The following is a 25,335-nucleotide window of genomic DNA, read 5'->3' on the forward strand; positions in this document are numbered from 1 at the left end:
GCTTCCGCGTCCCTCAGACGGGGGGCGCGCGCCAGTCCTTCGCCCGCACGCACCCTGGCGCGCGAGTCGAACGGATACGTACGGAAGCCAACCGCCCGGATCGCGTGCCCCGCGCGCGCCATGTTCGGGGCGCGGAGCGTGTCCTACCGTGGGATTACCGACGGGCAGGTCCGGTACCCCCTCCACCCACGCTCCGCGATGACCCGAGGTTCCCCATGTCTCTCGACCCGCGCGCCGACGCGCCGTCAACTCCCCCCGCCTCCGCCCTGATCCGTCCGGGTCACCCGGAACTGTGCTCCATCAAGGTGTTCTGCGGCGACTGCAACTGCGGTTGTCCGGAGCTCTTCCTCGATCCGAAGGCCGACCAGGCGCGCCGGATCGTGCTCGCCGACGACTTCGGCCAGCGCGTGCAGATGTCCGTGGAACAGCTCGGGGCGCTGGTCAGAGAGGCGAAAGCGGGCGAGCTCGACCATCTGCTCGCACCGCCGGGCCGGTGCGGCGGGGCCGGGTAGCGCGGGTGACGCGGCGTCGGGTGCCCGGCTGGGGGACGGCCGGGCGTGTACCCGACGTAACCCGCCCGCCTCCCGTTATGCGCACATACGTGGCAGGGTGGGACGGGTGAAGGGAAGCAGCGAAACTCTCAGCCGACATTCCGACGCCGTGTCCACCGATGCCATGTCCGACCAGGCCGAACCCCCTGCCCACGCCTCCGCCGAAGCCCACGCCGAGTCCCCGGCGGCGCACCCCGAACGCCTGCGCCCGCGCGAGCGCGACGCCCTGCTCGGCGGCGCCTGCGGCGATCCGCACGCGCTGCTCGGCGCCCACCCGGGGCCGGACGGCCGCCGGATCGTGCGGGTCCTGAGACCCTTCGCCGACGCCGTGGCGGTGCTCCAGGAGGATGGGGAGCATCCGCTCAGGGCCGAGGGCGAGGGCCTGTTCAGCGGGTTCGTGCCCGGCCGGGTGGAGGACCCCTACCGGCTGCGGGTGGACTACGGCGAGGCGAGCCTCGAGCAGATCGACGGCTACCGGTTCCTGCCCGCGCTCGGCGAGATGGACCTGCACCTGATCGGCGAGGGCCGGCACGAGCAGCTGTGGGAGGCGCTCGGCGCGCATGTGCGCACCCTGACGGCGCCCGACGGCTCGAGCGCGACCGGGGCCGGATTCGCCGTGTGGGCGCCGAACGCGCGCGGAGTGCGGGTGATCGGCGACTTCAACTACTGGGACGGGCTGGCCCACCCGATGCGCGTGCTCGGCGGCAGCGGCGTGTGGGAGCTGTTCGTGCCCGGGATCGGGACCGGACACCGGTATAAATACGAGATCCTCGGCCGGGACGGGATCTGGCGGCAGAAGGCCGACCCGCTGGCGCAGCAGACCGAGTGCCCGCCGGACACCGCGTCCGTGCTGACCCGCTCGGAGTACACCTGGCAGGACGAGCAGTGGCTGCGGGCGCGGGCCGCGGCCGACCCGTACGCCGCGCCGCAGTCGGTCTACGAGGTGCACCTGGCCTCCTGGCGGCCCGGGCTGACCTACCGCCAGCTGGCCGAACAGCTGCCTTCGTACGTCAACGAGCTCGGATTCACCCACGTGGAGATCCTGCCGCCGACCGAGCACCCGTTCGGCGGGTCCTGGGGCTACCAGGTCTCCTCCTACTTCGCGCCCACCGCCCGGCTCGGCGGACCGGACGACTTCCGCGTGCTGGTGGACGCGCTGCACCAGGCCGGGATCGGGGTGATCGTGGACTGGGTGCCGGCGCACTTCCCCAAGGACGCCTGGGCGCTGGCCCAGTTCGACGGCACCAGCCTGTACGAGCACCCGGACCCGTGGCGCGGCGAGCACCCGGACTGGGGCACGCTGGTGTTCGACTACGGGCGCAACGAGGTGCGCAACTTCCTGATGGCCTCGGCGATCTACTGGTGCGAGGAGATGCACATCGACGGCCTGCGGGTCGACGCGGTGGCCTCGATGCTCTACCTGGACTACTCGCGCGAGGCGGGCGCCTGGCATCCGAACGCGTACGGCGGCCGGGAGAACCTGGAGGCGGTCTCCTTCGTGCAGGAGCTGACCGCGACGGTGTACAAGCGCGTGCCCGGCGTGATGATGATCGCCGAGGAGTCGACCTCCTGGCCCGGCGTGACGCTGGCGACGGACCGCTACTCGGACGGCTCGTCCTTCTCCGGCCTCGGCTTCGGCTTCAAGTGGAACCTGGGCTGGATGCACGACACGCTCGACTACCTGGCCGAGGAGCCGTTCAACCGGCGCTACCACCACCATCAGATGACTTTCTCGCTGATGTACGCCTACAGCGAGAACTTCGTGCTGCCGCTCAGCCACGACGAGGTCGTGCACGGCAAGGGCTCGCTGCTGCGCAAGATGCCGGGCGACCGCTGGCAGCAGCTGGCCAATCTCAGGGCCCTGTTCGCGTACATGTGGGCGCACCCGGGCAAGAAGCTGCTGTTCTCCGGCGGCGAGTTCGGGCAGGACGCCGAGTGGTCCGAGCAGCGCGGCCTCGACTGGTGGCTGCTGGACAACCCCGGGCACCGCGGCGTGTTCCGCACCGTGCAGGACCTGAACGCGGCCTACCGGGCCAGGCCGGCCCTGTGGGAGCAGGACTTCGCCGGCGGCGGGTTCACCTGGCTGTCCGCCGACGACGCCGAGCACAACGTCTTCGCGTTCGTGCGCTGGTCCGCGGACGGGCGGCCGCTGGTGTGCGTGGCGAACTTCGCCGGGGTGCCGTGGGAGGGCTACCGGCTGCCGCTGCCCTGGTCGGCCGAGCAGGCCGGGGAATGGGTCGAGGTGCTCAACACCGACGCGGAGCAGTACGGCGGCAGCGGGGTCGGCAACTTCGGCCGGGTGCGGACGGTGGACGAGGCGATGTGGAACCAGCCCGCGCACGCGGTGCTGCGCCTGCCCCCGCTGGGCGTGCTCTGGCTCGAGCCGGCGCCGGCGGGCGAGGCGACGCAGCACGCGGATTCGGCGGCCGCCGTGGACGCGGCGGTGTCGCAGGACACCGCGACGACGTCGCAGGACACGGGCGCGGCCGCCGCGGCGGCGGGCGAGCCGGTCGAGCTGGAGGATCTTTCGGCCGAATACTGAGACGCGAAAAGTGAACCGAGGGCAATTGCGGCAATCCTCAGTTCACTTCGGCCAGACTTCGCCCCGCGTTCACCTGATCTCTCTCCAGGTACCAACCCATGGATGGTCTGATCCCCCAGCGAGCCCTTCCGGCTCGCTGGAGGCCTCCGTGAGAAGGAGAGAGAACGCATGCTCGACCGTAGTTCCAGCCCCGGGCGCCGGGGACGGCGCGGCGCACTCGGAGTGGCAGCCTCGCTGGCGATCGGCGCCTGCGTGGCCGGCGCGACCGGCGGCACCGCCCAGGCGGCCGTGAAGGGCGAGGCGCGGGGCGGGCTGCTCCCGGGTGGCCTGCTGGTGAGCCGGGTGCACTACACCGGGACCGCCGCCCTGATCACCCCCGGCGTGACCGTGCTGCCCACCGGGGTGACCGCGATCGCCGACGGCAGTTTCGCGCACGTGTGGGACAACGTCTCGGTGGACCCGAACTTCGGCGTCACCGCGCCGATCTACCTCGACGAGGTCACCTCGCGCGGCACCCGGGTCGGCACCATCGCCGTGCCGGACGCCACCACCGGATCCAAGCGCGGCCAGGCCGGGATGACCAGCAGCTTCTCCTCGAAGTCGGAGCTGGCGCTGAACCTGTCCACCAACGGCTCCGCGGTGACCTTCATGGGTTACGCGGTCGCGCCGAACACCATCGACGCGTCCAACGCGAACACCCCCGGCGTGCTCGACCCGACCAACCCGGACGCGCAGTCGGTCTACCGCACCATCGCCCAGCTCGGCGCCGACGGCCAGTTCCGGTTCACCCTGACCAACGCCTACAGCGGGGACAACGGCCGCGCGGCGATCCTGAACAACGCCACCGGCCAGTACTACACCGCCGGAAACTCCAACAACGGCACCGGCACCTCCGTCAGCGGCCTGATCTCGGGCACCGGCGCGCAGCTGGTCACCGCGTCCCGGGCGCCGGAGCAGGAGCAGCAGCCGGGTGCGCCGACCCCGGTCGGCGGCTTCAGCGTGACCGAGCTGCCCGGCGTGACCAAGGCGGACAAGCTCGGCAAGGACACGAACTTCGCCGCCGTCGCCGAGTACGACAACGTGCTCTACTACACCAAGGGTTCGGGCAGCAACGGCGTCGACACCGTCTACTTCGTCGACACCACCGGCACCGCCTGCCCGAGCGGCGTCGGCACGCCCGCGGCCCACGCGCCGCTGCCCACCGCGGCCGACACCTACGACGCGCAGACCGGTCAGCCGGCCGACGACATGTGCATCCTGGCCGGGTTCCCGACCGGGCTGGCCAAGGCGATCAAGACCCCGGACACCGGCGCCGTGAGCAACGCCGCCGACTTCGGCGCGCTGTGGTTCGCCGACTCCAGCACGCTCTACGTGGCCGACGCCGGCAGCGGCGACGCCACCTACAGCGACGGCTCCTACACCACCGCGGCGGCGCAGAGCCTGGCCGGCATCCAGAAGTGGTCGCTGGTCGACGGCAGCTGGACCTACGACTACACCCTGAACACGGGCCTGGACCTGGGCGTGCCCTACACCGTGCGCGGCCTGCCCACCGGCACCAACGCGATCACCGGCACCCCGTGGACCCCGGCCGTCGACGGCATCCGCAACTTCACCGGCCAGGTGAACCGGGACGGCACCGTCACCCTGTACGGCGTGACCACCTCGATCGGCGGCGTGTCCGACCCCGGCGCCAACCCGAACAAGCTGGTCAGCGTGACCGACTCGATCTCGGCCACGACCGAGCCGAGCCGGGAGCACTACACCACGCTCGAGACCGCGAACGCGGGCGACGTGCTGCGCGGCGTCTCCTTCGCGCCGCACGCCACCTGGTAGCAGCCGGCGCGCGAACGAGACCGGCCGTGGCGGACGCACTGTCCGCCACGGCCGGTTCGGCGTTTTCCGGGAGCCCGCAGAACCCGCGCAGCCCGGAATGCCTCAGCGCAGGCCGGCGGCGCGCTCGGCCGCCTCGACCACGTTCGTCAGCAGCAGCGCGCGGGTCATCGGGCCCACGCCGCCGGGGTTGGGCGAGAGGAACCCGGCCACCTCGGCCACGTTCGGGTGCACATCGCCGGTGAGCTTGCCGTCCACGTGCGCGACGCCCACGTCCAGCACGGCCGCGCCGGGCTTGACCATGTCCGGGGTGATCATGTGCGGTACGCCGGCCGCGGCCACGACGACGTCGGCGCGGCGGGTGTGCGCGGCCAGGTCGCGGGTGCCGGTGTGGCACAGCGTCACGGTGGAGTTCTCGCTGCGGCGGCTCAGGATCAGGCCGAGCGGGCGCCCGACCGTGATGCCGCGGCCGACCACGACCACCTCGGCGCCGTTGAGCTCCACGCCGAAGCGGCGCAGCAGCACCACGCAGCCCCAGGGCGTGCACGGCAGCGGGGTCGGCTCGCCGAGCACCAGCTTGCCCAGGCTCAGCGGGTGCAGGCCGTCGGCGTCCTTGGCCTGGTCGATCCGCTGGAGCACGCGGAACTCGTCGAGGCCCTTGGGCAGCGGCAGCTGCACCAGGTAGGCGTGACAGGCCGGGTCCGCGTTGAGCTCCTCGACCACGGCCTCGACCTCGGCCTGGGTGGCCGTGGCGGGCAGCCGCTTGTCGATGGAGTTGATACCGATCAGAGCGCTGTCGCGGTGCTTCATCGACACGTACGCGTGCGAGCCGGGGTCATCGCCCACCAGGACCGTGCCGAGGCCGGGCACGACGCCGAGGTCCCGCAGCTTCTCCACCCGGGCCGCGAGGTCCGCGCGGACCTCCTTCGCGGTCGCCCAGCCGTCCAACACCGTTGCCGTCATATCGCCCATCCTCGCATTCGTCGCGTGCACACGCCCTGCTCTATCCGAACCCGGCGGCGTGTTCTAGGCTCGGGTCCGATCTTCCGATCTTCCTACTTCCACCGATAACGGCCCGAAGGGTGAACGCACCATGTCCAAACCCACAGGTAGCGCCCCGCGGCTACCGGGCGGCCAGGCCCTGGAGCCGTCGCTGTTCGGCGACGAGCCCGAGGTGCAGGGCCCGCAGCGGGCCGGCAAGTCGACCGTCGTCGCGCTGGCGCTGGGCATCGTGTCGGTACTGCTGATCCTGATCCTGCCGCTGTACGGGCTGATCATCGCCCTGATCGCGCTCTATCTGGGCATCAGGGCCGTGCGCCGCAAGGTCAGGGGCACCCTGGTCACCGCCGCCGTCGCGGTGAGCGTGTTCGGGCTCGTCGGCAACGGGCTGATGACCACGGCCGAGTGGAACGCCACCAAGTCCTGCAAGAGCATTCCCACCAGCGACACCACCCCGTACCAGAACTGCATCAAGCAGAACCTGCGGCTCTAGCCCGGTCCCGCACCGGGCCGCGGACGGATCGCTCCGCCCGCGGCCGTGCGCTCAGCGAGCGCATCTCGGCGTGCTAGTGCGCGAAGTGCCGGGTGCCGGTGAGGTACATCGAGACCCCGGCGGCCTCGGCGGCCGCGATGGAGTCGGCGTCGCGGACCGAGCCGCCCGGCTGCACCACCGCGCGCACCCCGGCGTCGATCAGCACCTGCAGGCCGTCGGCGAACGGGAAGTACGCGTCGGAGGCGACGACCGAGCCGGCCGCGCGGTCTCCGGCGCGGGCCACGGCCAGGCGGGCCGAGTCGACCCGGTTGACCTGGCCCATGCCGACGCCGACCGAGGCCTGGCCGTGGGCCAGCAGGATCGCGTTGGACTTGACCGCGCGCACGGCGTGCCAGGCGAAGGCCAGGTCGGCCAGCACGTCCTCGGACGCAGCCGGTCCCGCGGCCAGCTGCCAGGCGGCCGGGTCGTCGCCCGGGGCCTGGTAGAGGTCGCCCTCCTGCACCAGCAGGCCGCCGCAGATCTGCCGGAACTCCACTCGGCGCCGGGCCCGGGCCGGGGTGCGCAGCAGGCGGATGTTCTTGCGGGCGGCCAGGATCTCCACCGCGCCGTCCTCGTAGTCCGGGGCGACGAGCACCTCGGTGAAGATCTCGGCGACCTGGCGGGCCATCTCCACCGTCACCGGACGGTTGACCGCGATCACGCCGCCGAACGCGGAGACCGGGTCGCAGGCGTGCGCCTTGCGGTGCGCGTCGGCCACGTCCTCGGTCGAGACCGCGATCCCGCAGGGGTTGGCGTGCTTCATGATCGCCACGCACGGGTCGGTGAAGTCGTACGCGGCGCGCAGGGCGGCGTCGGCGTCGACGTAGTTGTTGAAGGACATCTCCTTGCCGTGCAGCTGCTCGGCCTCGGCCAGCGTGCCCGCGCTCTCCTGGGCCAGGTACAGCGCCGCGCCCTGGTGCGGGTTCTCGCCGTAGCGCAGCACCGAGGAGCGGCGGTAGGGCATGGCCAGGAACTCGGGGAACGCGGTCTCGTCGGCCGGGGCGTAGTCCCGGGCGAACCAGGAGGCCACGGCCGCGTCGTAGGCCGCGGTGTGCGCGAAGGCCTCGGCGGCCAGGCGCTTGCGCTGCTCCAGGCTGAAGCCGCCGTCGGGGCCGGCCAGCGCGGCCAGCACGTCGCCGTAGCGGGCCGGGTTGACCACGATGGCCACGCTCGGGTGGTTCTTGGCCGCGGCGCGCACCATGGACGGGCCGCCGATGTCGATCTGCTCCACGCACTCGTCCGGCGTGGCGTCGGAGGCGACGGTCTGCTGGAACGGGTAGAGGTTCGAGACCACGAGGTCGAACGGCTCGATGCCGAGCTCCTCGAGCTGCGCGACGTGCTCCGGCAGCCGGCGGTCGGCCAGGATGCCCGCGTGCACCTTCGGGTGCAGGGTCTTGACCCGGCCGTCGAGGCACTCGGGGAAGCCGGTCAGCTCGGCCACCTCCGTCACCGGCAGCCCGAGGCCGCGGATGAGCGCGGCGCTCTTGCCGGTGGAGACCATCGCCACCCCGGCCTCGTGCAGGCCGCGCACCAGGTCTTCGAGCCCGGTCTTGTCGTAGACGCTGACCAGCGCCCGCTTGATCTTCACGGTGTCCGCTCCGCTCACTGTGTTCCTCGTGTCCGTACTCGTCGCACTGGTTTCCTGGGACGCGCTCATCGCACCGTCACCTTCCGATCCGTGATGCTCCAGCCGCCCCGGGCCATCCGGCCGACGTACTCCACGAGCATGGCGCGTTCGGCGACCTTGATCCGCTCGTGCAGGGTGTCCGCGTCGTCGTCGTCCTCGACCGGCACCGCGCGCTGGGCGATCACGGGGCCGTCGTCGATGCCGCCGGCCACCGCGAACAGCGTGCAGCCGGTGACCTTGACGCCGTACTCGAGCGCGTCCCTGGCGGAGTGCATGCCGGGGAACGCGGGCGAGAGGGCGGGGTGGGTGTTGATGATCCGCTCCGGGAAAGCGGCCATGAAGTCGACGCCGAACAGCTTCATGAACCCGGCGCAGATCAGCAGGTCCGGTTCGTAGGCCGCGGTGGCGTCGCGGATGGCGCGGTCCCAGGAGGGGCGGTCCGGGTAGTCCTTCACCCGGTGGACGAAGGTGGGCACGCCCGCGGCGGCGGCGCGGCCGAGGGCCGCGATCCCGTCGCGGTCCGCGCCGACGGCGACGACCCGGGCCCCGTACGCGGGGTCCCGACAGGCGTCGAGCAGGGCTTGGAGGTTGGTGCCAGAGCCCGAGACGAACACGACGAGGCGTGCGGGGGCATGGCTCGGTAAGACAGTCAGAGTGGAGGCCACGACCGCGGCTCCCTTTCTGTGAGATTCTGTGACCAGACCGCGCCTTCGAGCGGGACGCGGATGTGCGGCCAACGATATCTATCGATACCGTGAGAGGGCCAATCAGCGACTTAGACGGAGCCCAGGACACCGTGACCGACCCCTCGCCCAGCCAGACCGAGCCCACCGAGCCGGCGCAGGGCACGCCGGACACGCCGGCCGCTGGTGAGGAGCGTGCTCCGCAGCAGGGCCCGCAGCCGCCGCGCTGGAGTGAGAGCCAGCCGGAGCCGGCGCCCTGGTACGTCGGGCGCCCGGGCGCCGGCAAGCCGAACGGGACCGGCGCCGGCGGCAACGCCGGCTGGCCGATGCCCCCCGTGCCGCCGATGCCGCCGCAGGACGCCCCGCCGCACGCCCAGGGACCGCAGGAACCGGCGCAGGGCCGGCAGCCCCAGGGCGCCCCGGGACAGCCGCCCCAGGACCCCGCCAAGGCGCCGGGCGAGGGCCAGGGCGGCGAGCGCAAGCCGGGGCCGCAGGGCGAGGTGCCGTCGTGGACCGGGCGGCTGCCCGAGCGCGGCGGCCAGAACGGCCAGGGACAGCAGGGCGGTCAGGGCCAGGGCGGTCCCGGTGGCCCGGGTCAGGGGCCGGGGCAGCGGCCGCCGCAGAACCAGGGGCAGTGGGGTCCGTTCGGACCGCCGCAGCGGCGTCCGGACGGCTCGGGTCCCGGGCAGCGTCCCGGGGCGACGGCCGAGCCGCGCGGACCGCTGGACCTGCGCTCGCGCTGGGCCCGCGGCCTGGCCCTGGGCGCGACGGCCTGCATGCTGATCGCGCTGTGGTACGCCTACTCCAACATCGCCGCCTTCCCCACCTTCCTGATCAGCGCGGGCGTGAGCCTGGTGCTCGGCATGGTCGGGCTCTGGCTCGGGGTGTTCGCGCAGCGGGCGGCGATGCGCAAGAACAAGCGCGCCCCGGAGGCGGTGAGCGCGATCGTGTGGAGCTCGATCGCGGCGTTCATCTCGCTGATGATCCTGGCGTACTCGATGATCTTCTACACGCAGCTGTCCCAGTTCGCCACCTGTATGCGCTCGGCCACCACGATCGCGCTGCAGAACAAGTGCGTGTCCGACTACGAGAACAGCTACACCGGGCAGGGCTAGATGACCCCGGCCGGGCCGGGTCCGGCACTCGCGCCCCGCTGGGTCCGACTGCCCCCGCGCCGCCCGGCCCTGCGCGTGCGCGCCTCGGCCGAGCGGCTGGCCGCGGCCGCGCTCTGCTCGCTCGGCGCCGCCTGGGTGCACGAGAACCACGACCCCGGCGCGCTGTGCCCGCTGCGCCGGCTCACCGGAATCCCGTGCCCGCTGTGCGGCTCGACCACGGTGTTCATGGAGGCGGGCGCGGGCCACTGGTCCGCGGCGCTCACGGCCAATCCGCTCACCGTCCTGGCCACGCTGCTCTTCTTCGCCGTGCCGCTGCTGCAGCTCGACCCGATCCAGTCCTGGGCCGGCCTGCCGCGCGCCTGGCGCCTCGGCCCGCTCGCGCTGGTGCTCGCGCTGTCCTGGGTCTGGCAGCTGCACCGCTTCGGCCTTCTCTGACGGAGTAGCCCGGAAGGCGGGCCACCCGGGCTTGCCGCAGGATCTGTGGGACGGACGAACAGATCTTGGAGGCCACGGTGACGACGCCCGAGAATCCGACGCCGCAGCAGCCCGAGCAGCCACAGCAGCCGGAGAATCAGAACGCGCCGTCGTCGGAGCAGGTGAACAACGCGCAGCCGCCGCAGCCTCCGCAGTATCCCCAGCAGCCCCAGTACCAGCCGCCGCAGAGCCCGGAGGAGCAGGCCGCCCAGCAGGAGGCGCTGCGCAATCTCGAGCAGCAGCCGCAGCGCGACGAGTCCGGGAATCCGACCGCGTACGACGCCGTCCCGCCACCGCTGTCCGGCTACGACGAGCACGGGCAACAGGGGCAGCAGGGCCAGCAGCCTCCGCCCGGATACGGCCAGCAGCAGCAACAGCAGCCGGACTACGCCAATGCCCAGCAGCCCGGATACGGCCAGCAGCAACAGCAGCCGGGCTATGGGCAGCAGCAGCCCGGCTACAACTACCCGCCCCCGCCGCCCGAGTACGGACCCCTCTACGGCACGCAGGGCGAGCGCCCGGCAGGCATGCCGCCCTACGCGACCTGGGGCCAGCGCGTGGGCGCGTGGCTGATCGACAACGTCGTCGCCGCCGCGGGCTTCTACCTGGCCGACTTCTCCTACTACAACTGGGGCCACGGGCTGCGCGTGATCGGCTGGATCATCGCCGTCCTCGGCGTGGTCTGGGCGTTCTACAACGCCTGGCTGGCCGGGACGACCGGGCAGTCCACCGGGAAGCGCTACGCGGGCATCCGCCTCGCCCGGTACGCCGACGGCCAGGTGGTGGGCGGGCCGTACGGCATCCTGCGGCTGTGTATGAACTTCGTGTTCTGGGTCGTGTGCATCATCCCGGGCGTGCTGAACTACCTGTGGCCGCTGTGGGACAAGAAGTCGCAGACCTGGAGCGACAAGGTCGCCTCGTCCGTCGTCGTGAAGACCAGATGAGCGGGTGGGGAAGATGGTTCGGCACCGCGCCGTCGGATAGCGTACGGAGATATGTCCGACCCCTCTGCCCCGTCAGACCCCGCATCGCAGCCGACGCCGCGTCAGGACGCGCCGACACCCGAGTCCGAGCCCATGCCGGAGCCCACCCAGTGGGCGATCCCGGTGCTGGGCAACCAGGCGCCGCCCCCGCCGTCCCCGCTGCCGCAGGCCGGACCGCCGCAGGCCGGACCGCAGGACGCGAAGCCGCAGCTCAGCTGGGGCCCGACGGCTGAGTCGATATCCGACAGGGACGCCCCGGCCACGCAGTTCGTGCCGCGGCTCCCGCCGCAACCCCCGGCGCAGTCCCAGCCGCAGCCGCCCCAGCCGCCGCAGCAGCCTTACGGTGCGCCCGGGCCGTACGGCTACCCGCAGCAGCAGCCTTACGGCGCGCCGCCGCAGTACGGAGCTCCCCCGCCGCAGCAGCCTTATGGTGCTCCGCCCCAGCAGCCCTACGGCGCCCCGCCACAGTACGGACCGCCGCCGCAGCAGCCTTATGGCGCGCCGCCGCAGCAGTACGGAGTTGCCCCGCAGCAGCCGTACGGCGCGCCGCCGCAGCAGTTCCCGCAGCAGGGATACCCGCAGCAGGCTCCGCAGGGGTATCCGCAGCAGCAGCCCTACGGCATGCCGCCGCAGCAGGGATATCCGCAGCAGCCGCAGTACGCCCCCTATCCCGGCGCACTCGGCGCCTCGGGCACCGGCCCCGGAATGCCGCCGGGCATGGCCCCGACCGTGCCGGGGCCCGGCTACCCGAACCCCGGCTACCCGAATCCGGGGCCGTTCACCACCTTCGCGCCGGCGAACTCAGGGCTCGCCCCCTGGGGTAAGCGCGTCGGCGCCACCCTCGTCGACGCGCTCGTGCTGATCCCCACCTGGATCGGCTACGGCCTGCTGCTCCTCACCGCCAAGCCCGTCACCGTCTCCGCCGACGGCACCGTCCACGGGGGCAGCACCACCGTCGGGCTGATCGGCGTGGCCGTCGGCGCCCTCTACGCGCTCGTCGTCGGGCTCTGGCAGCTGCACCGGCAGGGCACCACGGGGCAGAGCATCGGCAAGAAGGCCCTCGGAATCCGCCTGATCCGGGAGTCCGACGGGCAGGTCGTCGGGTTCGGCGGCGCCTTCGTCCGGGCTCTGGCCCACGCCCTCGAGTTCGGCGTCGGGTTCCTGATGCCGCTGTGGGACAACAAAAACCAGACCGTCGCCGACAAGCTCACCCACACCCTGGTCGTCCTCGCCCCCTGAGACGGCGGCGGACTCCAGGAACTCCGCGTACTCCGGCGACTGCTCGAACTCCCCGGGTGCCGCGGACCGCGCATCGCGCCCGCGTCCGGGCCACGGCCGCCAGGCCGTCACGGACGCGGGCAGGGCGTACCAGACCCCGAGCACCAGCGCCGCGGCCAGCCCGCACTCGAGCGCGGCCGCCAGGCCCACCAGCCAGGCGGTGGCTCCGACCACCGACATCGAGCCGAAGGCGACCGGGCCGCCCGCGTACATCTCCAGCACCCCCACCGCCAGGCCGCACAGCAGCGCCATGGCCGCGGCCGAGCCGGCCCGGGCCGACCAGGGCCGCACCGAGCGCGCGATCACCAGCGTGCCGGCGGCGCCCGCGAGCAGCGGCAGCACGAGCAGCAGCACCCACCAGGTGCTCGGGTGCTGCGCGTCGGGGGTGGCCGCGAGCAGGGGCAGGTCGGGCAGCGGCCCGCGTACGACGGTGAACACGGTCACGCTGGTGTGGGTGCCGAGGGCGAAGCCGGGGCCGGTCAGCACGGCGCCGGCCCACAGCACCGCGTTGGGCACCAGGGCCAGGTCCACCAGGAACAGCCCGATCCGCCCGACCGCTCCCCCGCCGATATCGTGCGAGACCGTGGCGAGCTCGCCGGCGTGTACGACCACGGCGCACGCGGCGGTGAACGAGGCGGCGCCGATCCACACCCCGAGTGCGGCCAGCGTGCCGCGCAGCGCGTGCGGCGGCCACAGCCGGACGGCCGCGCTGGGAATCAGCTCCCTGGCGGCGTCGGCGGCCCCGGCGCCGTGCCCGGCCAGCGCGATCAGGGCCGGGTAGAACAGCACCTGCGGGTACTGCGGGTGCAGCCCGGAGTCGGCGCTGGACGCGGCGATGGCGCAGGCCGCGGCGGTGTAGCCGACCGCGGCCCCGAGCGTCGCCCGCGGCACGTACGCGGGCCTGCGCCGGGCCACCCGGCGCCCGGCCACGAACAGCCCGAGCAGCGGAAGCAGCGTGAAGCCGAGCGGGCTGAGGCCGAACGGGCCGTCGAGGGCGTGCATGAGCACGTGGTGCGAGGCCAGCCAGAGCTGCCCGCTCACCCGCAGCGGGATGCGCGGGTCGGCGCCGGCCGGGGCGGCGGTGGACCACAGCGCGAGGGTCAGGGCGGCCGCCACCAGCCAGCCGCAGGCCGCGACGAGCAGCCCGGAGCGCACGCCGGTGAGGTAGTCGGCGGCGTGTCCGGCAAGGTCGGCGCGGGCGCGGCGGGGCAGGTCGCGCAGGGCTTCGGGCAGTGGGGGGAGGTAGGCGAGCAGTTGCCGGGGGCCTGGCGGCGAAGACCGGCGCGGTCCGAGCCCGCCCGGCTCGTCCGCTTCGGCCCCGGCGGCCGCCTGGTCGGTGTCGGCCACCGTCATATGCTGGCTCGCCCGCGTACGGCGCCGGGTCCGGCTCGCTCGCGGCTTCACCCGAAAGAGGGGGACGGCGGCGCACGGCGTAGCGAGTCCCGGGCGGGTGCGCGGCAGGCCGCGCACCGCCGCCCTCAGTCCACCGCGACGACCTCGCCGCCGGTCGCCGCCACCAGCCGGGCGAAATCGGTCGGGAACACGGTCTGGTGGTGTCCGGCCGCGGCCCAGATCTCCGGGTACCCGGCCAGGGCCTCGTCCACCAGGGTGCGCACCGGCGCCGGGTGGCCGAGCGGGGCGACGCCGCCGATGGCCTGGCCGGTGGCCGCGCGCACGAGGTCGGCCGAGGCGCGGCGGATCCGGGCCGCCCCGATCCGCTCGGCCAGCGCGGTGGTGTCCACCCGGTGCGCGCCGCTGGTCAGCACGAGCAGGGGCGCGCCGTCGGCCTCGAAGATCAGACTGTTGGCGATGGCGCCGACCGGGCAGCCGATCTGCTCGGCGGCGGTGGCGGCCGAGGACGCGGTGGCCGGCAGCACCCGGACCGCGCCGGTGATCCCGGCCGCGCGCAGGGCCTCGCGGACCAGGCGTACGCCGGGGCGGTCCAGGATCGCGGCGTCCCCGTCGGACGGCGCCTCGGGAACGGTCGGTGTCGCGCTCGGCGCCTCGGCGGTGGTTCGGATGTGACTGTCCGTCATGAAGCGATCTTAGCCCGGGAAGCACGCGTCCCCCGCAGCCTTTCACCGGCTGCGGGGGACGCGGGGACGGACCGAGAAGCGCAGAACCCTTACAGGGCCTCGACGATCTCGCGCATCAGCTTGGCGGTCTCGGACGGCGTCTTGCCGACCTTGACGCCGACGGCCTCGAGGGCCTCCTTCTTGGCCTGGGCCGTGCCGGAGGAGCCGGAGACGATGGCGCCGGCGTGGCCCATGGTCTTGCCCTCGGGCGCGGTGAACCCGGCCACGTAGCCCACCACCGGCTTGGTGATGTGCTCCTTGATGTAGGCCGCGGCCCGCTCCTCGGCGTCGCCGCCGATCTCGCCGATCATCACGATCGCGGCGGTCTCCGGGTCGTCCTGGAAGGCCTGGAGCGCATCGATGTGCGTGGTGCCGATAACCGGGTCGCCGCCGATGCCGACGGCGCTGGAGAAGCCCAGGTCGCGCAGCTCGTACATCATCTGGTAGGTCAGCGTGCCGGACTTCGAGACCAGGCCGATCTTGCCGGCCTTGGTGATGTCCGCCGGGATGATGCCCGCGTTGGACTTCCCGGGGCTGATCAGGCCGGGGCAGTTCGGGCCGACGATGCGGGTCTTCTTGCCCTGCGCGTGCGCCCAGAACACGGTGGAGTCGTGCACCGGGATGCCCTCGGTGATCACCACGGCCAGCGGGATCTCGGCGTCGATCGCCTCGATCACGGCCGACTTGGCGAACGCCGGCGGCACGAAGATGACCGAGACGTCGGCGCCGGTCTCGGCGATGGCCTCGGCCACGGTGCCGAAGACGGGGATCTGCACGCCGTCGACGTCCACCTTCTCGCCGGCCTTGCGCGGGTTCACGCCGCCCACGATCTTGGATCCGGAGGCCAGCATCCGCTTGGTGTGCTTCATGCCCTCGGAGCCGGTCATGCCCTGGACGATGATCTTGGAGTCCTCGTTGAGGAAGATAGCCATTCGTCAGTCCTCGTCTTTACTTCGCGGCCAGCTCGGCGGCACGGGCGGCGGCGCCGTCCATGGTGTCGACCTGCTCCAGGCCCGACAGGGCGGCCTCGGTCAGGATCTTGCGTCCGAGCTCGGCGTTGTTGCCGTCGAGCCGGACCACCAGCGGCTTGGTCACGGCCTCGCCGCGGCCCTGCAGCAGCGCGAAGGCCTGCACGATGCCGTTGGCGACCGCGTCGCACGCGGTGATGCCGCCGAACACGTTCACGAACACCGACTTGACGTCCGCGTCGCCCAGGATGATCTCCAGGCCGTTCGCCATCACCTCGGCCGAGGCGCCGCCGCCGATGTCGAGGAAGTTGGCCGGCTTGACGCTGCCGTGCGCCTCGCCCGCGTAGGCCACCACGTCCAGGGTGGACATGACCAGGCCCGCGCCGTTGCCGATGATGCCGACTTCGCCCTCGAGCTTGACGTAGTTGAGGTGCTTCTCCTTGGCCTTGGCCTCCAGCGGGTCGGCCGCGGCCTTGTCCTCGAGCGCGGCGTGCTCCGGCTGGCGGAACTCGGCGTTGCCGTCCAGGGTGACCTTGCCGTCGAGCGCGACGATGGCGCCGTCGGTGGTCTTGACCAGCGGGTTGACCTCGACCAGCAGCGCGTCTTCCTTGACGAACACGTCCCACAGCTTCACCAGCGTGTCGGCGACCTGCTCGGCCACCTCCGCCGGGAAGTTCGCGGCGGCCACGATCTCGGCGGCCTTGGCCGGGGTGACGCCCACGGTCGCGTCCACCGGCACCTTCGCCAGCGCCTCGGGCTTGGTGACCGCGATCTCCTCGATCTCCATACCGCCCTCGACCGAGGCCATGGCCAGGAAGGTGCGGTTGGAGCGGTCGAGCAGGAACGAGACGTAGTACTCGCTCTCGATGGACGCGGTCTGGGCCAGCATCACCCGGCGCACCACGTGCCCCTTGATGTCGAGACCGAGGATCTGCTCGGCCTCCGCCTTGGCGTCGGCGGGGCCGTCGGCCACCTTCACGCCGCCCGCCTTGCCCCGGCCACCGGTCTTGACCTGGGCCTTGACGACCACCTTGCCACCGAGCTCGGCAGCCGCCGCCTCGGCCTCCTCGGGAGTGTCGGCGACCTTGGCGTCGAGCACCGGTACGCCGTGCTTGGCGAAGAGGTCCCTCGCCTGGTATTCGAAAAGATCCACGCTCGTCCGTCCTCAATGACGTGCTGCGGCTCGGGGCACTGGGGTCCCCGTCCTGGACTAGATGCTGATTCGAGGTTATCCCGTCCGGGTTACCGGCAAGGAACGCCGCAGGTGTGACCTACGCCGCTCAGCCCGCGAGACGGGGCCGGAAAGGCTTGACCCGGTCCCGCGGGCGTGCTGCGGCGCGCGGCGCCGTCCGATAATCGGCGCACCCGGCCGGGCCGGGCTCAGCGCAGGTTGGCGTAGGCCCAGTCCACGATCGCCTGGGTCGGGGTGCCCGGGGTGAACACGGCCGCGATGCCGGCCTCGCGCAGCGCCTGGATGTCGGCGTCCGGGATGATCCCGCCGACGAACACCTTGATGTCCGCGGCGTCCTTCTCCTTGAGCAGTTCGACCACGCGCGGGCACAGCGTCATGTGGGCGCCGGAGAGGATCGACATGCCGATACCGTCCGCGTCCTCCTGGATTGCGGTGGCCACGATCTGCTCGGGCATCTGGTGCAGCCCGGTGTAGACGACCTCGACGCCCGCGTCCCGCAGGGCCCGCGCCACCACCTTCGCGCCGCGGTCGTGCCCGTCCAGACCGGGCTTGGCGATGACGACGCGGATGGGTGCGGTGTTCTCGCTCATGACCACTCCTTTGTGATCTCGGCCGATGGAGCGCCTGTGCGCTCGACACTTTCGACCGGACGGTTCGAAGGGTAACCGAGGCCCGGGTCCGTGACTGCCCGGACACGTGTGACGTCGGGCACGGATCCGGGCGGCCGGGGTCGGGCCGGGGTGGTGCTGGCACGACCCCCGACTCGGGTGGCCGCGCCGTCGCGGCGGATCGGCCCCGAACGCCAGCCTTGAGGCATGACCACAGCGAACACGCACACGTTCGACGCGGCCCCGGCGATCGAGGCGCGCGGGCTGACGAAGTCCTACGGCGGCCGCACGGCCGTCGCGGACCTGAGCTTCGCGGTGCACGCGGGCCGGGTGACCGGTTTCCTCGGCCCGAACGGGGCGGGCAAGTCCACCACCATGCGGCTGCTGCTGGGCCTCGAGCGGCCGGAGGCGGGCGAGGCGCTGATCGAGGGCCGGCCCTACGCCGCCCTGATCGCGCCGATGACCCGGGTGGGCGCGCTGCTCGACGCGAAGGCGTTCCACAAGGGCCGCAGCGCCCGCGGCCACCTGCTCGCCCTGGCCCGCTCCCAGGCCCTGCCGGACGCGCGGGTGGACGCGGTGCTCGACCTGGTGGGGCTCTCCTCGGTGGCGCGCAAGCGGGCCGGCGGCTTCTCCCTGGGCATGGCCCAGCGCCTGGGCATCGCGGCCGCGCTGCTCGGCGACCCGCGCATCGTGCTGCTCGACGAGCCGGTCAACGGCCTCGACCCGCAGGGGATCTTGTGGATCCGGACCCTGATGAAGCAGCTGGCCGCCGAGGGGCGCGCGGTGCTGGTCTCCTCGCACCTGATGAACGAGATGGCGGTCACCGCGGACCACCTGCTGGTGATCGGGCAGGGCCGGCTGCTGGCCGACTGCCCGACCGCCGAGTTCATCGAGCGGCACACCGACCCGGCCGTCTACGCGGCCACCCCGCAGGTGGCCAGGCCCGCGCTGCTCGAGGAGGCGTTCATGCGCCTGACCGCGGGCGCGGCGGAGTACTCGGCGCACTGAGACCGCGGCGCCGACCGACCGCACCATCCCCGTCAGCCTTCTGCGTCAACCCTGTCCCGTGCCAACTCTCCGTCAACCCTGTGAGGCAACGATGAGCACCGCCGCCCTGCTCCGCACCGACTCCGCCGTGCGTCCGACGCACCGGCCCGGCTTCACCGACCTCGTCCGCAGCGAGTGGACCAAGTTCACCTCGCTGCGCTCCACCTGGTGGTCGCTCGGTGTCATGACCGTGGTCAGCCTGGGCTTCACCGTCGCCGCCACCGCGACCTACACGCACGACTACCCGCACCTCGACGCCGCCACCCAGAGCCAGTTCCGCACCGACACCGTCGGGCTGATCCTGCAGCCGGCGGCCCAGTTCGCGCAGCTGGCGGTGTGCGTCCTCGGGGTGCTGCTGATCGCCTCCGAGTACTCCACCGGCATGATCCGGGCGACCATGCTGGCCGCCCCTCGGCGCACCTCCGCTCTCCTGGCCAAGGCCGCCACGCTCGCCGCCGCGGTGTTCGTGCTCTCCGAGGTCGTCGCAGTGGCCTGCTTCCTGATCGGCTCCCGGATCGTGCGCGCGCACTCCGTGGTCTCGATCACCGACCCGACCTCGCTGCACGCGGTGCTCGGCTTCGGCGCCTACATGACCCTGATCGGCCTGGTCGCGCTGTCCCTCGGCACGCTGCTGCGCCACCCCGCGGCGGGCATCAGCATGGTGCTGGCCATGCAGTTCGTCCTGGCCGGCGTGGTGGGGATGATCCCCGGCTCCGTCGGCAAGCACCTGGCCGGGGCGATGCCCAGCGGTGCGACCGTGATCATGGGCAGCGGCCACAACGCGAGCAACGTCTACTCGCCGGCGCAGGGCCTGCTGATCCTGCTCGGCTGGGTGGCCGTGCTCGGCGCGAGCGCGCTCCACACCGTCAAGAAGCGCGACGTGTGACCCGGCGATGAGAAAGAATCGAGCAATGGACGTTGCCCGGCGCGTGCTGTGGGAGCCCTTCACCGCACGCTCCGGGCGTGCGTTCGTCTACTGCCTGTGCCAGCCCTTCCTGACCGTGGGCGCGCTGATCGTGATCAGTGCCGCCATCGCGGTCTCTGCGCTGGGCGCTGGCGTGCCGGCCCTGGTGCTGGCGCCGCCGACGCTGGCCTTCTGCCGGTCCGTCGGCTCGGCCTACCGCGGCCTGGCCAGGAACCTGATCGACGTGGACATCCCGACGCCGGTGCGGGCGCGGCGCCGGCCCGGCGCCCTCGGCTTCGTGCTCTACCACTACGCCGAGCAGATCGGCTGGCGCGCGCTCGCGCACGTCTTCGTCAAGGTGCTGTTCTTCGGCTTCGAGATCGTGGTCGGCGTCGGGTTCCGGCTGCTGCTGCCGGTGGCGCTGCTCGGCGTGGCCGTCTCCGGCGCGCACCTGAACATGACGGCCGTGCTGGTGGTCGGCGCCGTGCTGTTCCTGGCCGCGCCGTCGCTGACCGACCTGGTCCTGCTGCTCGACGTGGCCCTGGCCCGGCGGCTGCTCGGCCCCACCGAGGACTCGCTGCGGATCCGCGAACTCGAGCAGACCAGGACGCACGCGATCAACGAGGCCTCGGCCACGCTGCGCCGGATCGAGCGGGACCTGCACGACGGCGCCCAGGCCAGGCTGGTCGCGCTCGGCATCCGGCTGGGCCGGGCCGAGAGCCAGTTCGAGCGCGGCCGCGCCGAGGCCGGCCTGGCGCTGCTGCGCGAGTCCCGGGCCGAGACCAAGGAGATCATCCAGGAGCTGCGCGACCTGGTCCGGGGCATCCATCCGCCCGCGCTCGACGGCGGCCTCGAGCCCGCGCTGGTCACGCTGGCCTCGCTCACCCAGATCCCGACGACGGTCCGGGTGGCGCTGCCGGCCCGGCTTCCCTCGGCCGCCGAGACCATGCTCTACTTCGCCGCGGCGGAGCTGCTGGCCAACGCGGGCAAGCACAGCGGGGCGAACGCGGTCGCGGTCAGCGTGCTCGGCGACGGCCTCGGCTCGGCCCGGCTGATCGTGACCGACGACGGCCGCGGCGGCGCGGACGCGCGCAGCCACGGCTCCGGCCTGCGGGGCCTGGCCGAGCGGGTGCGCGGCCTCGACGGACAGGTGAGCGTCAACAGCCCGGCGGGCGGTCCGACCACGGTGGTCGTGGAACTGCCCGCGCGGGACGTGCACGACGCGCGCCCGGAACCAGCGGAAGGACACTGAAACCGATGCGGATCGTGGTGGCGGAGGACTCGCCGATCCTGCGGGCGGGCCTGGTCGGCCTGCTCGAGGACGAGGGGCACACGGTGCTCGCCGCCGTGCCCGACGCCGAGGCGTTGCGCGCCGCCGTGCTCGAACACGCGCCCGAGGTGGTGGTCTCGGACATCCGGATGCCCCCGACGCACACCGACGAGGGGCTGCGCGCGGCGATCGAACTGCGCGCGGCCAACCCCCGACTGCGGATCCTGATTTTCTCGCAGTATGTGGAGACCCAGTACGCCAGCCGTCTGTTGGCCGGGAATTCGGCCGGGGTCGGCTATCTGCTCAAGGAGCGGGTGATGGACACCCGGGACTTCATGGACGCACTCGCCCGGGTCGCGGCCGGCGGCACCGCACTCGACCCGGAGGTGGTCACCCAGCTGTTCGGCGCCAGCCAGAGACGACGCACCCTGGAGACGCTCTCCCCGCGCGAGCGCGAGGTGCTCGGGCTGATGGCAGAGGGCCGCTCGAACGGCGCGATCGCCGCCGCTTTGTTCGTCACCGAGCGCGCGGTGGAGAAACACGTGGCGAGCATCTTCAGCAAACTCGAGCTCCCGGTGTCCGGTTCCGACCATCGCAGAGTCCTGGCTGTGTTGCGATATCTCGGAGTCGAGTAACAACTCGACGACAAACCCCGGAGTGGTCGGACCACCGGGCTAAGCTCCCCTACGCGGTCCGTAAGGGCCCAGCGGCGTGTCCGTGGCTTGCGGACATGTGTGGGGAAGTATGGGGGGCACCGTGCGTACAGGCTCGCGTCCGCGGCTGCGGCTGCTCGCAGTGACCGGCGTGCTCGCGCTGGCCGGTTCCGGCATCGCCGTCGCGGCGACGCTGCACGGCGGGGGTTCGAGCGACGCGGCGGCCGGCAGCGCCCACGGCGACGGCCCGGGCGGCGCGAACGGCACCGTGCAGATCCCCACCGGCTCGGCCGCGAGCCCGGGGGCCTCCGGCCTCGGCGACGGCTCGGCCGGCAGCGGGTCCGACGGCAGCACGAGCGGCACCTCGGGCGCGACCGGAAGCCTCACCGGGACCGCGGGCCAGGACGCGTCCGCGACGAAGGCGGTGTCCTACCTCGGCCACACCTTCACCGTCCCCGCCGACTGGTCCGTGGTGAACCTCTCTCAGGCCCCGAACACGTGCGTGCGCTTCGACGTGCACGCCGTCTACCTGGGCACCCCGTCCGCCGAGCAGTCCTGCGGCGCGCAGACCGCCGCGCCGGTCGAGGGCGCGATCGTGGTCCAGCCGGCCGCCTCGACCGCGGCCGCGAGCGCCCAGGACAGCCCGATCGAGCGCCGCATCACCGCCACCCTCCCGAACGCCCGGATCACCGCGTCCTACGCCACCGCCGACCGCGCCGAGGTCGCCCGGATCCTGGCCAGCGGCGGCGTGCCGACCCCGGTGGTGGATCAGGGCACTGTGAGCACCTCGGCCGCCGCGGGCGTGGTGCACGCGAACCTCACGCCGTACACGGGCCCGATCACCCCCGCCGTCGTGGCCCGGTTCACCGCGACCGCGCACGGCACCGGCTTCGACGCCTGCGACGCGCCGAGCACCGCCGACATGACCGCGTGGGGCGCCTCGCCGTTCATCGCGGTCGGCATCTACTTCGGCGGCGCCGAACGCGCGTGCGCCCAGGAGAACCTGAACGCGGCGTGGGTGACCGCCCAGACCGCGGCCGGCTGGCACCTGCTGCCGCTCTACATCGGCCCGCAGGTCGTGAGCGCCGAGATCACGAGCCCCGCCGCCCAGGGCAAGGCCGCCGCCGACGACGCGGCCGCCCAGGCCTCGTCCCTCGGCATCGGCGAGGGCGCGGTGCTCTACTACGACATGGAGAGCCACAGCAGCGGCGCCGCCTACAGCGCGGCCGAGAACGCCACGACCCAGCAGTTCGTCACCAGTTGGACCGCCGAACTGCACGCCCTCGGCTACCAGTCGGGCCTCTACGGCAACGAGAACGGCGCCCAGGGTGCGATGGTCGCCGCCCTCGGCCAGTCCGGCGTCACCGAGCCCGACGTGATGGACGTCGCCAACTGGAACGGCCAGCAGGACGACGACCCCGGCTCCGACACCGCCGGCCACTGGAACCTGCACCGCGTGCACCAGTTCGAGGGCGACCAGAACGCCACCTACGGCGGCGTGACCATGAACGTCGACGAGGACTACTTCAACCTCGGCCAGACCTGCGCCGCCGCCGTCACCTCAGGCGGCACCACCATCGTCGAGCCCCGCGACTCGCTCCCCTGCAGCCGGATCCCGACTCCGACGAGCTGAGGCGCTCTGCCCGCCACAGGCCCGCGCTACAGCTTCTGCAGCGGGGCGAAGGCCAGCACCAGCTTGCGGACGCCTTCGGAGCCGAAGTCGACGGTGGCGTGCTCGCCGGTGCGGCCCTCGACGGCGACGACGGTGCCGAGGCCGTAGGTGTCGTGCACGACGCGGTCGCCGGGCACGACGGAGACGGGTTCGCGCCCCGAGGTGCCGAGGGACTTGAAGCCGGTCTTGCGCGACTTGTTCGCCGAGGCGGTCAGGGCCGGGGTCTGGGTGCCGAAGGCGGTGGAGGACGGGGCCGGGGCCTCGCGCTCCCAGGTGATCAGCTCCTGCGGGACCTCTTCGACGAAGCGGGACTGCGGGTTGTAGGACGGCGCGCCCCAGGCGGAGCGCAGCACGGCACGGGAGAAGTAGAGGCGCTGGCGGGCGCGGGTGATCCCGACGTAGGCGAGCCGGCGCTCCTCCTCCAGCTCCTGGACGTTGCCGAGGGCGCGGGTGTGCGGGAAGACGCCCTCCTCGAGGCCGGTGAGGAAGACCACGGGGAACTCCAGGCCCTTGGCCGTGTGCAGCGTCATCAGGGTGATCATGCCCTCGCCGCCGTCCGGCAGCTGGTCCGCGTCGGCGACCAGGGCCACCCGCTCCAGGAAGCCGGTGACGCCCTCCGAGCCCTCGGCGCCCTCGTACTCGTGCGCGACCGCGACGAGTTCCTGCAGGTTCTCGGCCCGGCTCTCGTCCTGCGGGTCGGTGGACTCCTGCAGCTCGGCCAGGTAGCCGGTGCGCTCCAGGATCGCCTCGAGCACCTCGGAGGGTCCGGCGCCCTCGGCCACCTTGCCCCGCAGGTCGGCCATCAGCGCGGCGAAGCCCCTGACCGCGTTGAGGGAGCGGGCGGCGAGGCCGTACGCCTCGTCCGCGCGGTCCACCGCGGCGCCGAAGGAGATGCGCTCGCGGGCGGCGAGCGCGTCCAGCATCGCCTCGGCCCGGTCGCCGATGCCGCGCTTGGGCACGTTGATCACGCGCTTGAGCGAGACCGAGTCGTCCGGGTTGGCCAGGGCCCTGAGATAGGCCAGGACGTCCTTGACCTCCTTGCGCTCGTAGAAGCGCACGCCGCCGACCACGCGGTAGGGCAGCCCGACCCGGATGAAGCACTCCTCGAACGCACGCGACTGCGCGTTTGTGCGGTAGAACACCGCCACGTCGCTTGGCTTGGCCAGGCCCTCGTCGGTGAGCCGGTCCACCTCGTTGGCCACGAACGCGGCCTCGTCGTGCTCGCTGTCGGCGACATAGCCGACGATCGGCTCGCCCTGGCCCGAGTCGGTCCACAGGTTCTTCGGCTTGCGGCCGCGGTTGCGCTCGATCACCGCGTTCGCGGCGGACAGGATGGTCTGGGTGGAGCGGTAGTTCTGCTCCAGCAGGATGGTCTTGGCGTCCGGGTAGTCCGCCTCGAACTCCAGGATGTTGCGGATGGTGGCGCCGCGGAAGGCGTAGATGGACTGGTCCGCGTCGCCCACCACGCACAGCTCGGCCGGCGGAACCGGGCCGTCCTCGGTGACAGGCGCGCCCGAGCCGGCCGGCGACGAGGCCGCTGAGGTGCCGACGAGCTCGCGCACCAGCACGTACTGCGCCTGGTTGGTGTCCTGGTACTCGTCCACGAGCACGTGCCGGAACCGGCGCCGGTAGCTCTCGGCCACCGCGGGGAACGCCTGGAACAGGTTCACCGTGGTCATGATCAGGTCGTCGAAGTCCAGCGCCCGCGAGGCGATCAGCCGGTTCTGGTAGACGCTGTAGACCTCGGCGATCAGCGCCTCGCGGTCCGACTCGGCCGCGTCGCGCGCGCTCTCGTGGTCCACCAGCTCGTTCTTGAGGGCGGAGACCGCGGCGAGCAGGCCGCGCGGCGGGTTGCGCTTGACGTCCAGGTCGAGGTCCCTGGCCACCTGCGTCATCAGCCGGCGCGAGTCGTCGGCGTCGTAGATGGTGAAGGAGGAGGGCAGGCCCAGGTGCTCGTGCTCGCGGCGCAGGATGCGCACGCAGGCCGAGTGGAAGGTGGAGACCCACATCATCCGGGCGCGCGGCCCGATCAGCGCCTCGACCCGCTCGCGCATCTCGGCGGCGGCCTTGTTGGTGAAGGTGATGGCCAGGACCTCGCCCGGGTGCACGCCGCGTTCGCCGAGCAGGTAGGCGATCCGGTGGGTGAGCACGCGGGTCTTGCCCGACCCGGCGCCGGCCACGATGAGCAGCGGGCCGCCGGAGTGCACGACCGCCTCGCGCTGGGACGGGTTGAGCCCCTCGAGCAGTTCGGCCGCGCTGCGCTGGTGGTGCGGGTGGGGGTGCGGCTGCTGCTCGTGCGCGGCGGCCGCGTTCTGGTCGGGGGCGAGCGAGG

Annotated in this window: 21 protein-coding genes and 1 pseudogene; 13 read left to right on the top strand and 9 right to left on the bottom strand. The window is 72.6% G+C overall.

Annotation, left to right across the window (positions count from 1 at the left end; genetic code table 11):
• The first annotated feature begins 215 nt into the window (after positions 1 to 215).
• The 3 genes from KDL01_RS13690 (at position 216) to KDL01_RS13700 (ending at position 4,926) form a co-directional block, all read left to right on the top strand.
• Positions 216 to 512: a hypothetical protein gene (locus KDL01_RS13690; protein ID WP_212528842.1), complete on the top strand. Its 297-nt coding sequence runs from the start codon at positions 216 to 218 to the stop codon at positions 510 to 512.
• Between the two features lie 148 nt (positions 513 to 660).
• Positions 661 to 3,093 (top strand): 1,4-alpha-glucan branching protein GlgB, encoded by a 2,433-nt coding sequence (gene glgB / locus KDL01_RS13695; RefSeq protein WP_307846300.1) that lies wholly within the window; start codon positions 661 to 663, stop codon positions 3,091 to 3,093.
• Between the two features lie 168 nt (positions 3,094 to 3,261).
• Positions 3,262 to 4,926: a hypothetical protein gene (locus KDL01_RS13700; RefSeq protein ID WP_246576395.1), complete on the top strand. Its 1,665-nt coding sequence runs from the start codon at positions 3,262 to 3,264 to the stop codon at positions 4,924 to 4,926.
• 102 nt (positions 4,927 to 5,028) lie between these two features.
• Here the strand turns inward: KDL01_RS13700 and KDL01_RS13705 are convergent, their stop codons facing one another.
• A complete protein-coding gene (locus KDL01_RS13705; RefSeq protein ID WP_212528843.1) occupies positions 5,029 to 5,886 on the bottom strand; it encodes a bifunctional methylenetetrahydrofolate dehydrogenase/methenyltetrahydrofolate cyclohydrolase in 858 nt (285 codons plus the stop codon).
• A gap of 130 nt (positions 5,887 to 6,016) precedes the next feature.
• Here KDL01_RS13705 and KDL01_RS13710 point away from each other — a divergent pair, with 130 nt between their 5' ends.
• A complete protein-coding gene (locus KDL01_RS13710; RefSeq protein WP_212528844.1) occupies positions 6,017 to 6,415 on the top strand; it encodes a hypothetical protein in 399 nt (132 codons plus the stop codon).
• 73 nt (positions 6,416 to 6,488) lie between these two features.
• On the opposite strand, the gene purH is transcribed toward KDL01_RS13710, so the two are convergent.
• Together purH and purN are read right to left on the bottom strand one after the other, a co-directional pair.
• Positions 6,489 to 8,111 (bottom strand): bifunctional phosphoribosylaminoimidazolecarboxamide formyltransferase/IMP cyclohydrolase, encoded by a 1,623-nt coding sequence (gene purH, locus KDL01_RS13715; RefSeq protein ID WP_212528845.1) that lies wholly within the window; start codon positions 8,109 to 8,111, stop codon positions 6,489 to 6,491.
• Positions 8,108 to 8,746: a phosphoribosylglycinamide formyltransferase gene (gene purN, locus KDL01_RS13720; protein WP_307846304.1), complete on the bottom strand. Its 639-nt coding sequence runs from the start codon at positions 8,744 to 8,746 to the stop codon at positions 8,108 to 8,110. Before purN ends, purH begins: the two co-directional genes overlap by 4 nt.
• A 131-nt stretch (positions 8,747 to 8,877) precedes the next feature.
• Here purN and KDL01_RS13725 point away from each other — a divergent pair, with 131 nt between their 5' ends.
• The 4 genes from KDL01_RS13725 to KDL01_RS13740 all read left to right on the top strand — a co-directional run bounded on the left by KDL01_RS13725 (position 8,878) and on the right by KDL01_RS13740 (position 12,575).
• Complete coding sequence (locus tag KDL01_RS13725) at positions 8,878 to 9,879, top strand: hypothetical protein (protein ID WP_212528846.1); 1,002 nt, start codon at positions 8,878 to 8,880, stop codon at positions 9,877 to 9,879.
• Positions 9,880 to 10,314 carry a DUF2752 domain-containing protein gene (locus KDL01_RS13730; protein ID WP_212528847.1) on the top strand — a complete coding sequence of 145 codons (435 nt, stop codon included), beginning with the start codon at positions 9,880 to 9,882 and terminating at the stop codon, positions 10,312 to 10,314.
• Between the two features lie 77 nt (positions 10,315 to 10,391).
• Positions 10,392 to 11,297: an RDD family protein gene (locus KDL01_RS45225; protein WP_212528848.1), complete on the top strand. Its 906-nt coding sequence runs from the start codon at positions 10,392 to 10,394 to the stop codon at positions 11,295 to 11,297.
• Between the two features lie 51 nt (positions 11,298 to 11,348).
• The gene (locus KDL01_RS13740; protein ID WP_212528849.1) at positions 11,349 to 12,575 is read left to right on the top strand and encodes an RDD family protein; all 1,227 of its coding nucleotides are present in this window, start codon (positions 11,349 to 11,351) and stop codon (positions 12,573 to 12,575) included.
• A gap of 150 nt (positions 12,576 to 12,725) precedes the next feature.
• Here the strand turns inward: KDL01_RS13740 and KDL01_RS43315 are convergent.
• The 5 genes and pseudogenes from KDL01_RS43315 to icmB form a co-directional block, all read right to left on the bottom strand.
• Positions 12,726 to 13,967: pseudogene (locus KDL01_RS43315) on the bottom strand (cell division protein PerM); the annotation flags it as partial.
• Positions 13,968 to 14,092: 125 nt separating this feature from the next.
• The gene (locus tag KDL01_RS13745; RefSeq protein ID WP_212528850.1) at positions 14,093 to 14,650 is read right to left on the bottom strand and encodes a YbaK/EbsC family protein; all 558 of its coding nucleotides are present in this window, start codon (positions 14,648 to 14,650) and stop codon (positions 14,093 to 14,095) included.
• Positions 14,651 to 14,739: 89 nt separating this feature from the next.
• Positions 14,740 to 15,621 (bottom strand): succinate--CoA ligase subunit alpha, encoded by an 882-nt coding sequence (gene sucD / locus KDL01_RS13750; RefSeq protein ID WP_212528851.1) that lies wholly within the window; start codon positions 15,619 to 15,621, stop codon positions 14,740 to 14,742.
• A gap of 16 nt (positions 15,622 to 15,637) precedes the next feature.
• Positions 15,638 to 16,810, bottom strand: coding sequence for an ADP-forming succinate--CoA ligase subunit beta (sucC, locus tag KDL01_RS13755; RefSeq protein ID WP_212528852.1), 1,173 nt, complete (start codon positions 16,808 to 16,810; stop codon positions 15,638 to 15,640).
• A gap of 227 nt (positions 16,811 to 17,037) precedes the next feature.
• Positions 17,038 to 17,439 (bottom strand): coenzyme B12-dependent isobutyryl CoA mutase small subunit, encoded by a 402-nt coding sequence (icmB, locus tag KDL01_RS13760; RefSeq protein WP_212528853.1) that lies wholly within the window; start codon positions 17,437 to 17,439, stop codon positions 17,038 to 17,040.
• A 225-nt stretch (positions 17,440 to 17,664) separates the two neighbouring features.
• Here icmB and KDL01_RS13765 point away from each other — a divergent pair, with 225 nt between their 5' ends.
• The 5 genes from KDL01_RS13765 (at position 17,665) to KDL01_RS45230 (ending at position 22,964) form a co-directional block, all read left to right on the top strand.
• Entirely contained in the window at positions 17,665 to 18,465 is an 801-nt protein-coding gene (locus tag KDL01_RS13765; RefSeq protein ID WP_212528854.1) for an ABC transporter ATP-binding protein, read from the top strand.
• Between the two features lie 91 nt (positions 18,466 to 18,556).
• A complete protein-coding gene (locus KDL01_RS13770; protein ID WP_212528855.1) occupies positions 18,557 to 19,390 on the top strand; it encodes an ABC transporter permease in 834 nt (277 codons plus the stop codon).
• A gap of 25 nt (positions 19,391 to 19,415) precedes the next feature.
• Positions 19,416 to 20,660: a sensor histidine kinase gene (locus tag KDL01_RS13775; RefSeq protein WP_212528856.1), complete on the top strand. Its 1,245-nt coding sequence runs from the start codon at positions 19,416 to 19,418 to the stop codon at positions 20,658 to 20,660.
• A gap of 5 nt (positions 20,661 to 20,665) precedes the next feature.
• Positions 20,666 to 21,313 (top strand): LuxR C-terminal-related transcriptional regulator, encoded by a 648-nt coding sequence (locus KDL01_RS13780; RefSeq protein ID WP_212528857.1) that lies wholly within the window; start codon positions 20,666 to 20,668, stop codon positions 21,311 to 21,313.
• 121 nt (positions 21,314 to 21,434) lie between these two features.
• Complete coding sequence (locus KDL01_RS45230) at positions 21,435 to 22,964, top strand: DUF1906 domain-containing protein (protein WP_212528858.1); 1,530 nt, start codon at positions 21,435 to 21,437, stop codon at positions 22,962 to 22,964.
• A 26-nt stretch (positions 22,965 to 22,990) separates the two neighbouring features.
• On the opposite strand, the gene pcrA is transcribed toward KDL01_RS45230, so the two are convergent.
• Positions 22,991 to 25,335: DNA helicase PcrA (gene pcrA, locus KDL01_RS13790; RefSeq protein WP_212528859.1), on the bottom strand; the 2,345-nt coding region annotated here is incomplete at its 5' end.

Source organism: Actinospica durhamensis (genome assembly GCF_018139695.1).
Classification (GTDB): Bacteria; Actinomycetota; Actinomycetes; order Streptomycetales; family Catenulisporaceae; genus Actinospica; species Actinospica durhamensis.

Excerpts from the sequence above, each read along its gene's own strand:
- KDL01_RS13690 (WP_212528842.1), top strand. The coding sequence starts at position 216 with ATGTCTCTCGACCCGCGCGCCGACGCGCCGTCAACTCCCCCCGCCTCC.
- KDL01_RS13700 (WP_246576395.1), top strand. The coding sequence starts at position 3,262 with ATGCTCGACCGTAGTTCCAGCCCCGGGCGCCGGGGACGGCGCGGCGCA.
- KDL01_RS13705 (WP_212528843.1), bottom strand. The coding sequence starts at position 5,886 with ATGACGGCAACGGTGTTGGACGGCTGGGCGACCGCGAAGGAGGTCCGC.
- KDL01_RS13710 (WP_212528844.1), top strand. The coding sequence starts at position 6,017 with ATGTCCAAACCCACAGGTAGCGCCCCGCGGCTACCGGGCGGCCAGGCC.
- purH (WP_212528845.1), bottom strand. The coding sequence starts at position 8,111 with ATGAGCGCGTCCCAGGAAACCAGTGCGACGAGTACGGACACGAGGAAC.
- KDL01_RS13730 (WP_212528847.1), top strand. The coding sequence starts at position 9,880 with ATGACCCCGGCCGGGCCGGGTCCGGCACTCGCGCCCCGCTGGGTCCGA.
- KDL01_RS13740 (WP_212528849.1), top strand. The coding sequence starts at position 11,349 with ATGTCCGACCCCTCTGCCCCGTCAGACCCCGCATCGCAGCCGACGCCG.
- KDL01_RS13745 (WP_212528850.1), bottom strand. The coding sequence starts at position 14,650 with ATGACGGACAGTCACATCCGAACCACCGCCGAGGCGCCGAGCGCGACA.
- sucD (WP_212528851.1), bottom strand. The coding sequence starts at position 15,621 with ATGGCTATCTTCCTCAACGAGGACTCCAAGATCATCGTCCAGGGCATG.
- icmB (WP_212528853.1), bottom strand. The coding sequence starts at position 17,439 with ATGAGCGAGAACACCGCACCCATCCGCGTCGTCATCGCCAAGCCCGGT.
- KDL01_RS13765 (WP_212528854.1), top strand. The coding sequence starts at position 17,665 with ATGACCACAGCGAACACGCACACGTTCGACGCGGCCCCGGCGATCGAG.
- KDL01_RS13770 (WP_212528855.1), top strand. The coding sequence starts at position 18,557 with ATGAGCACCGCCGCCCTGCTCCGCACCGACTCCGCCGTGCGTCCGACG.
- KDL01_RS13775 (WP_212528856.1), top strand. The coding sequence starts at position 19,416 with ATGGACGTTGCCCGGCGCGTGCTGTGGGAGCCCTTCACCGCACGCTCC.
- KDL01_RS13780 (WP_212528857.1), top strand. The coding sequence starts at position 20,666 with ATGCGGATCGTGGTGGCGGAGGACTCGCCGATCCTGCGGGCGGGCCTG.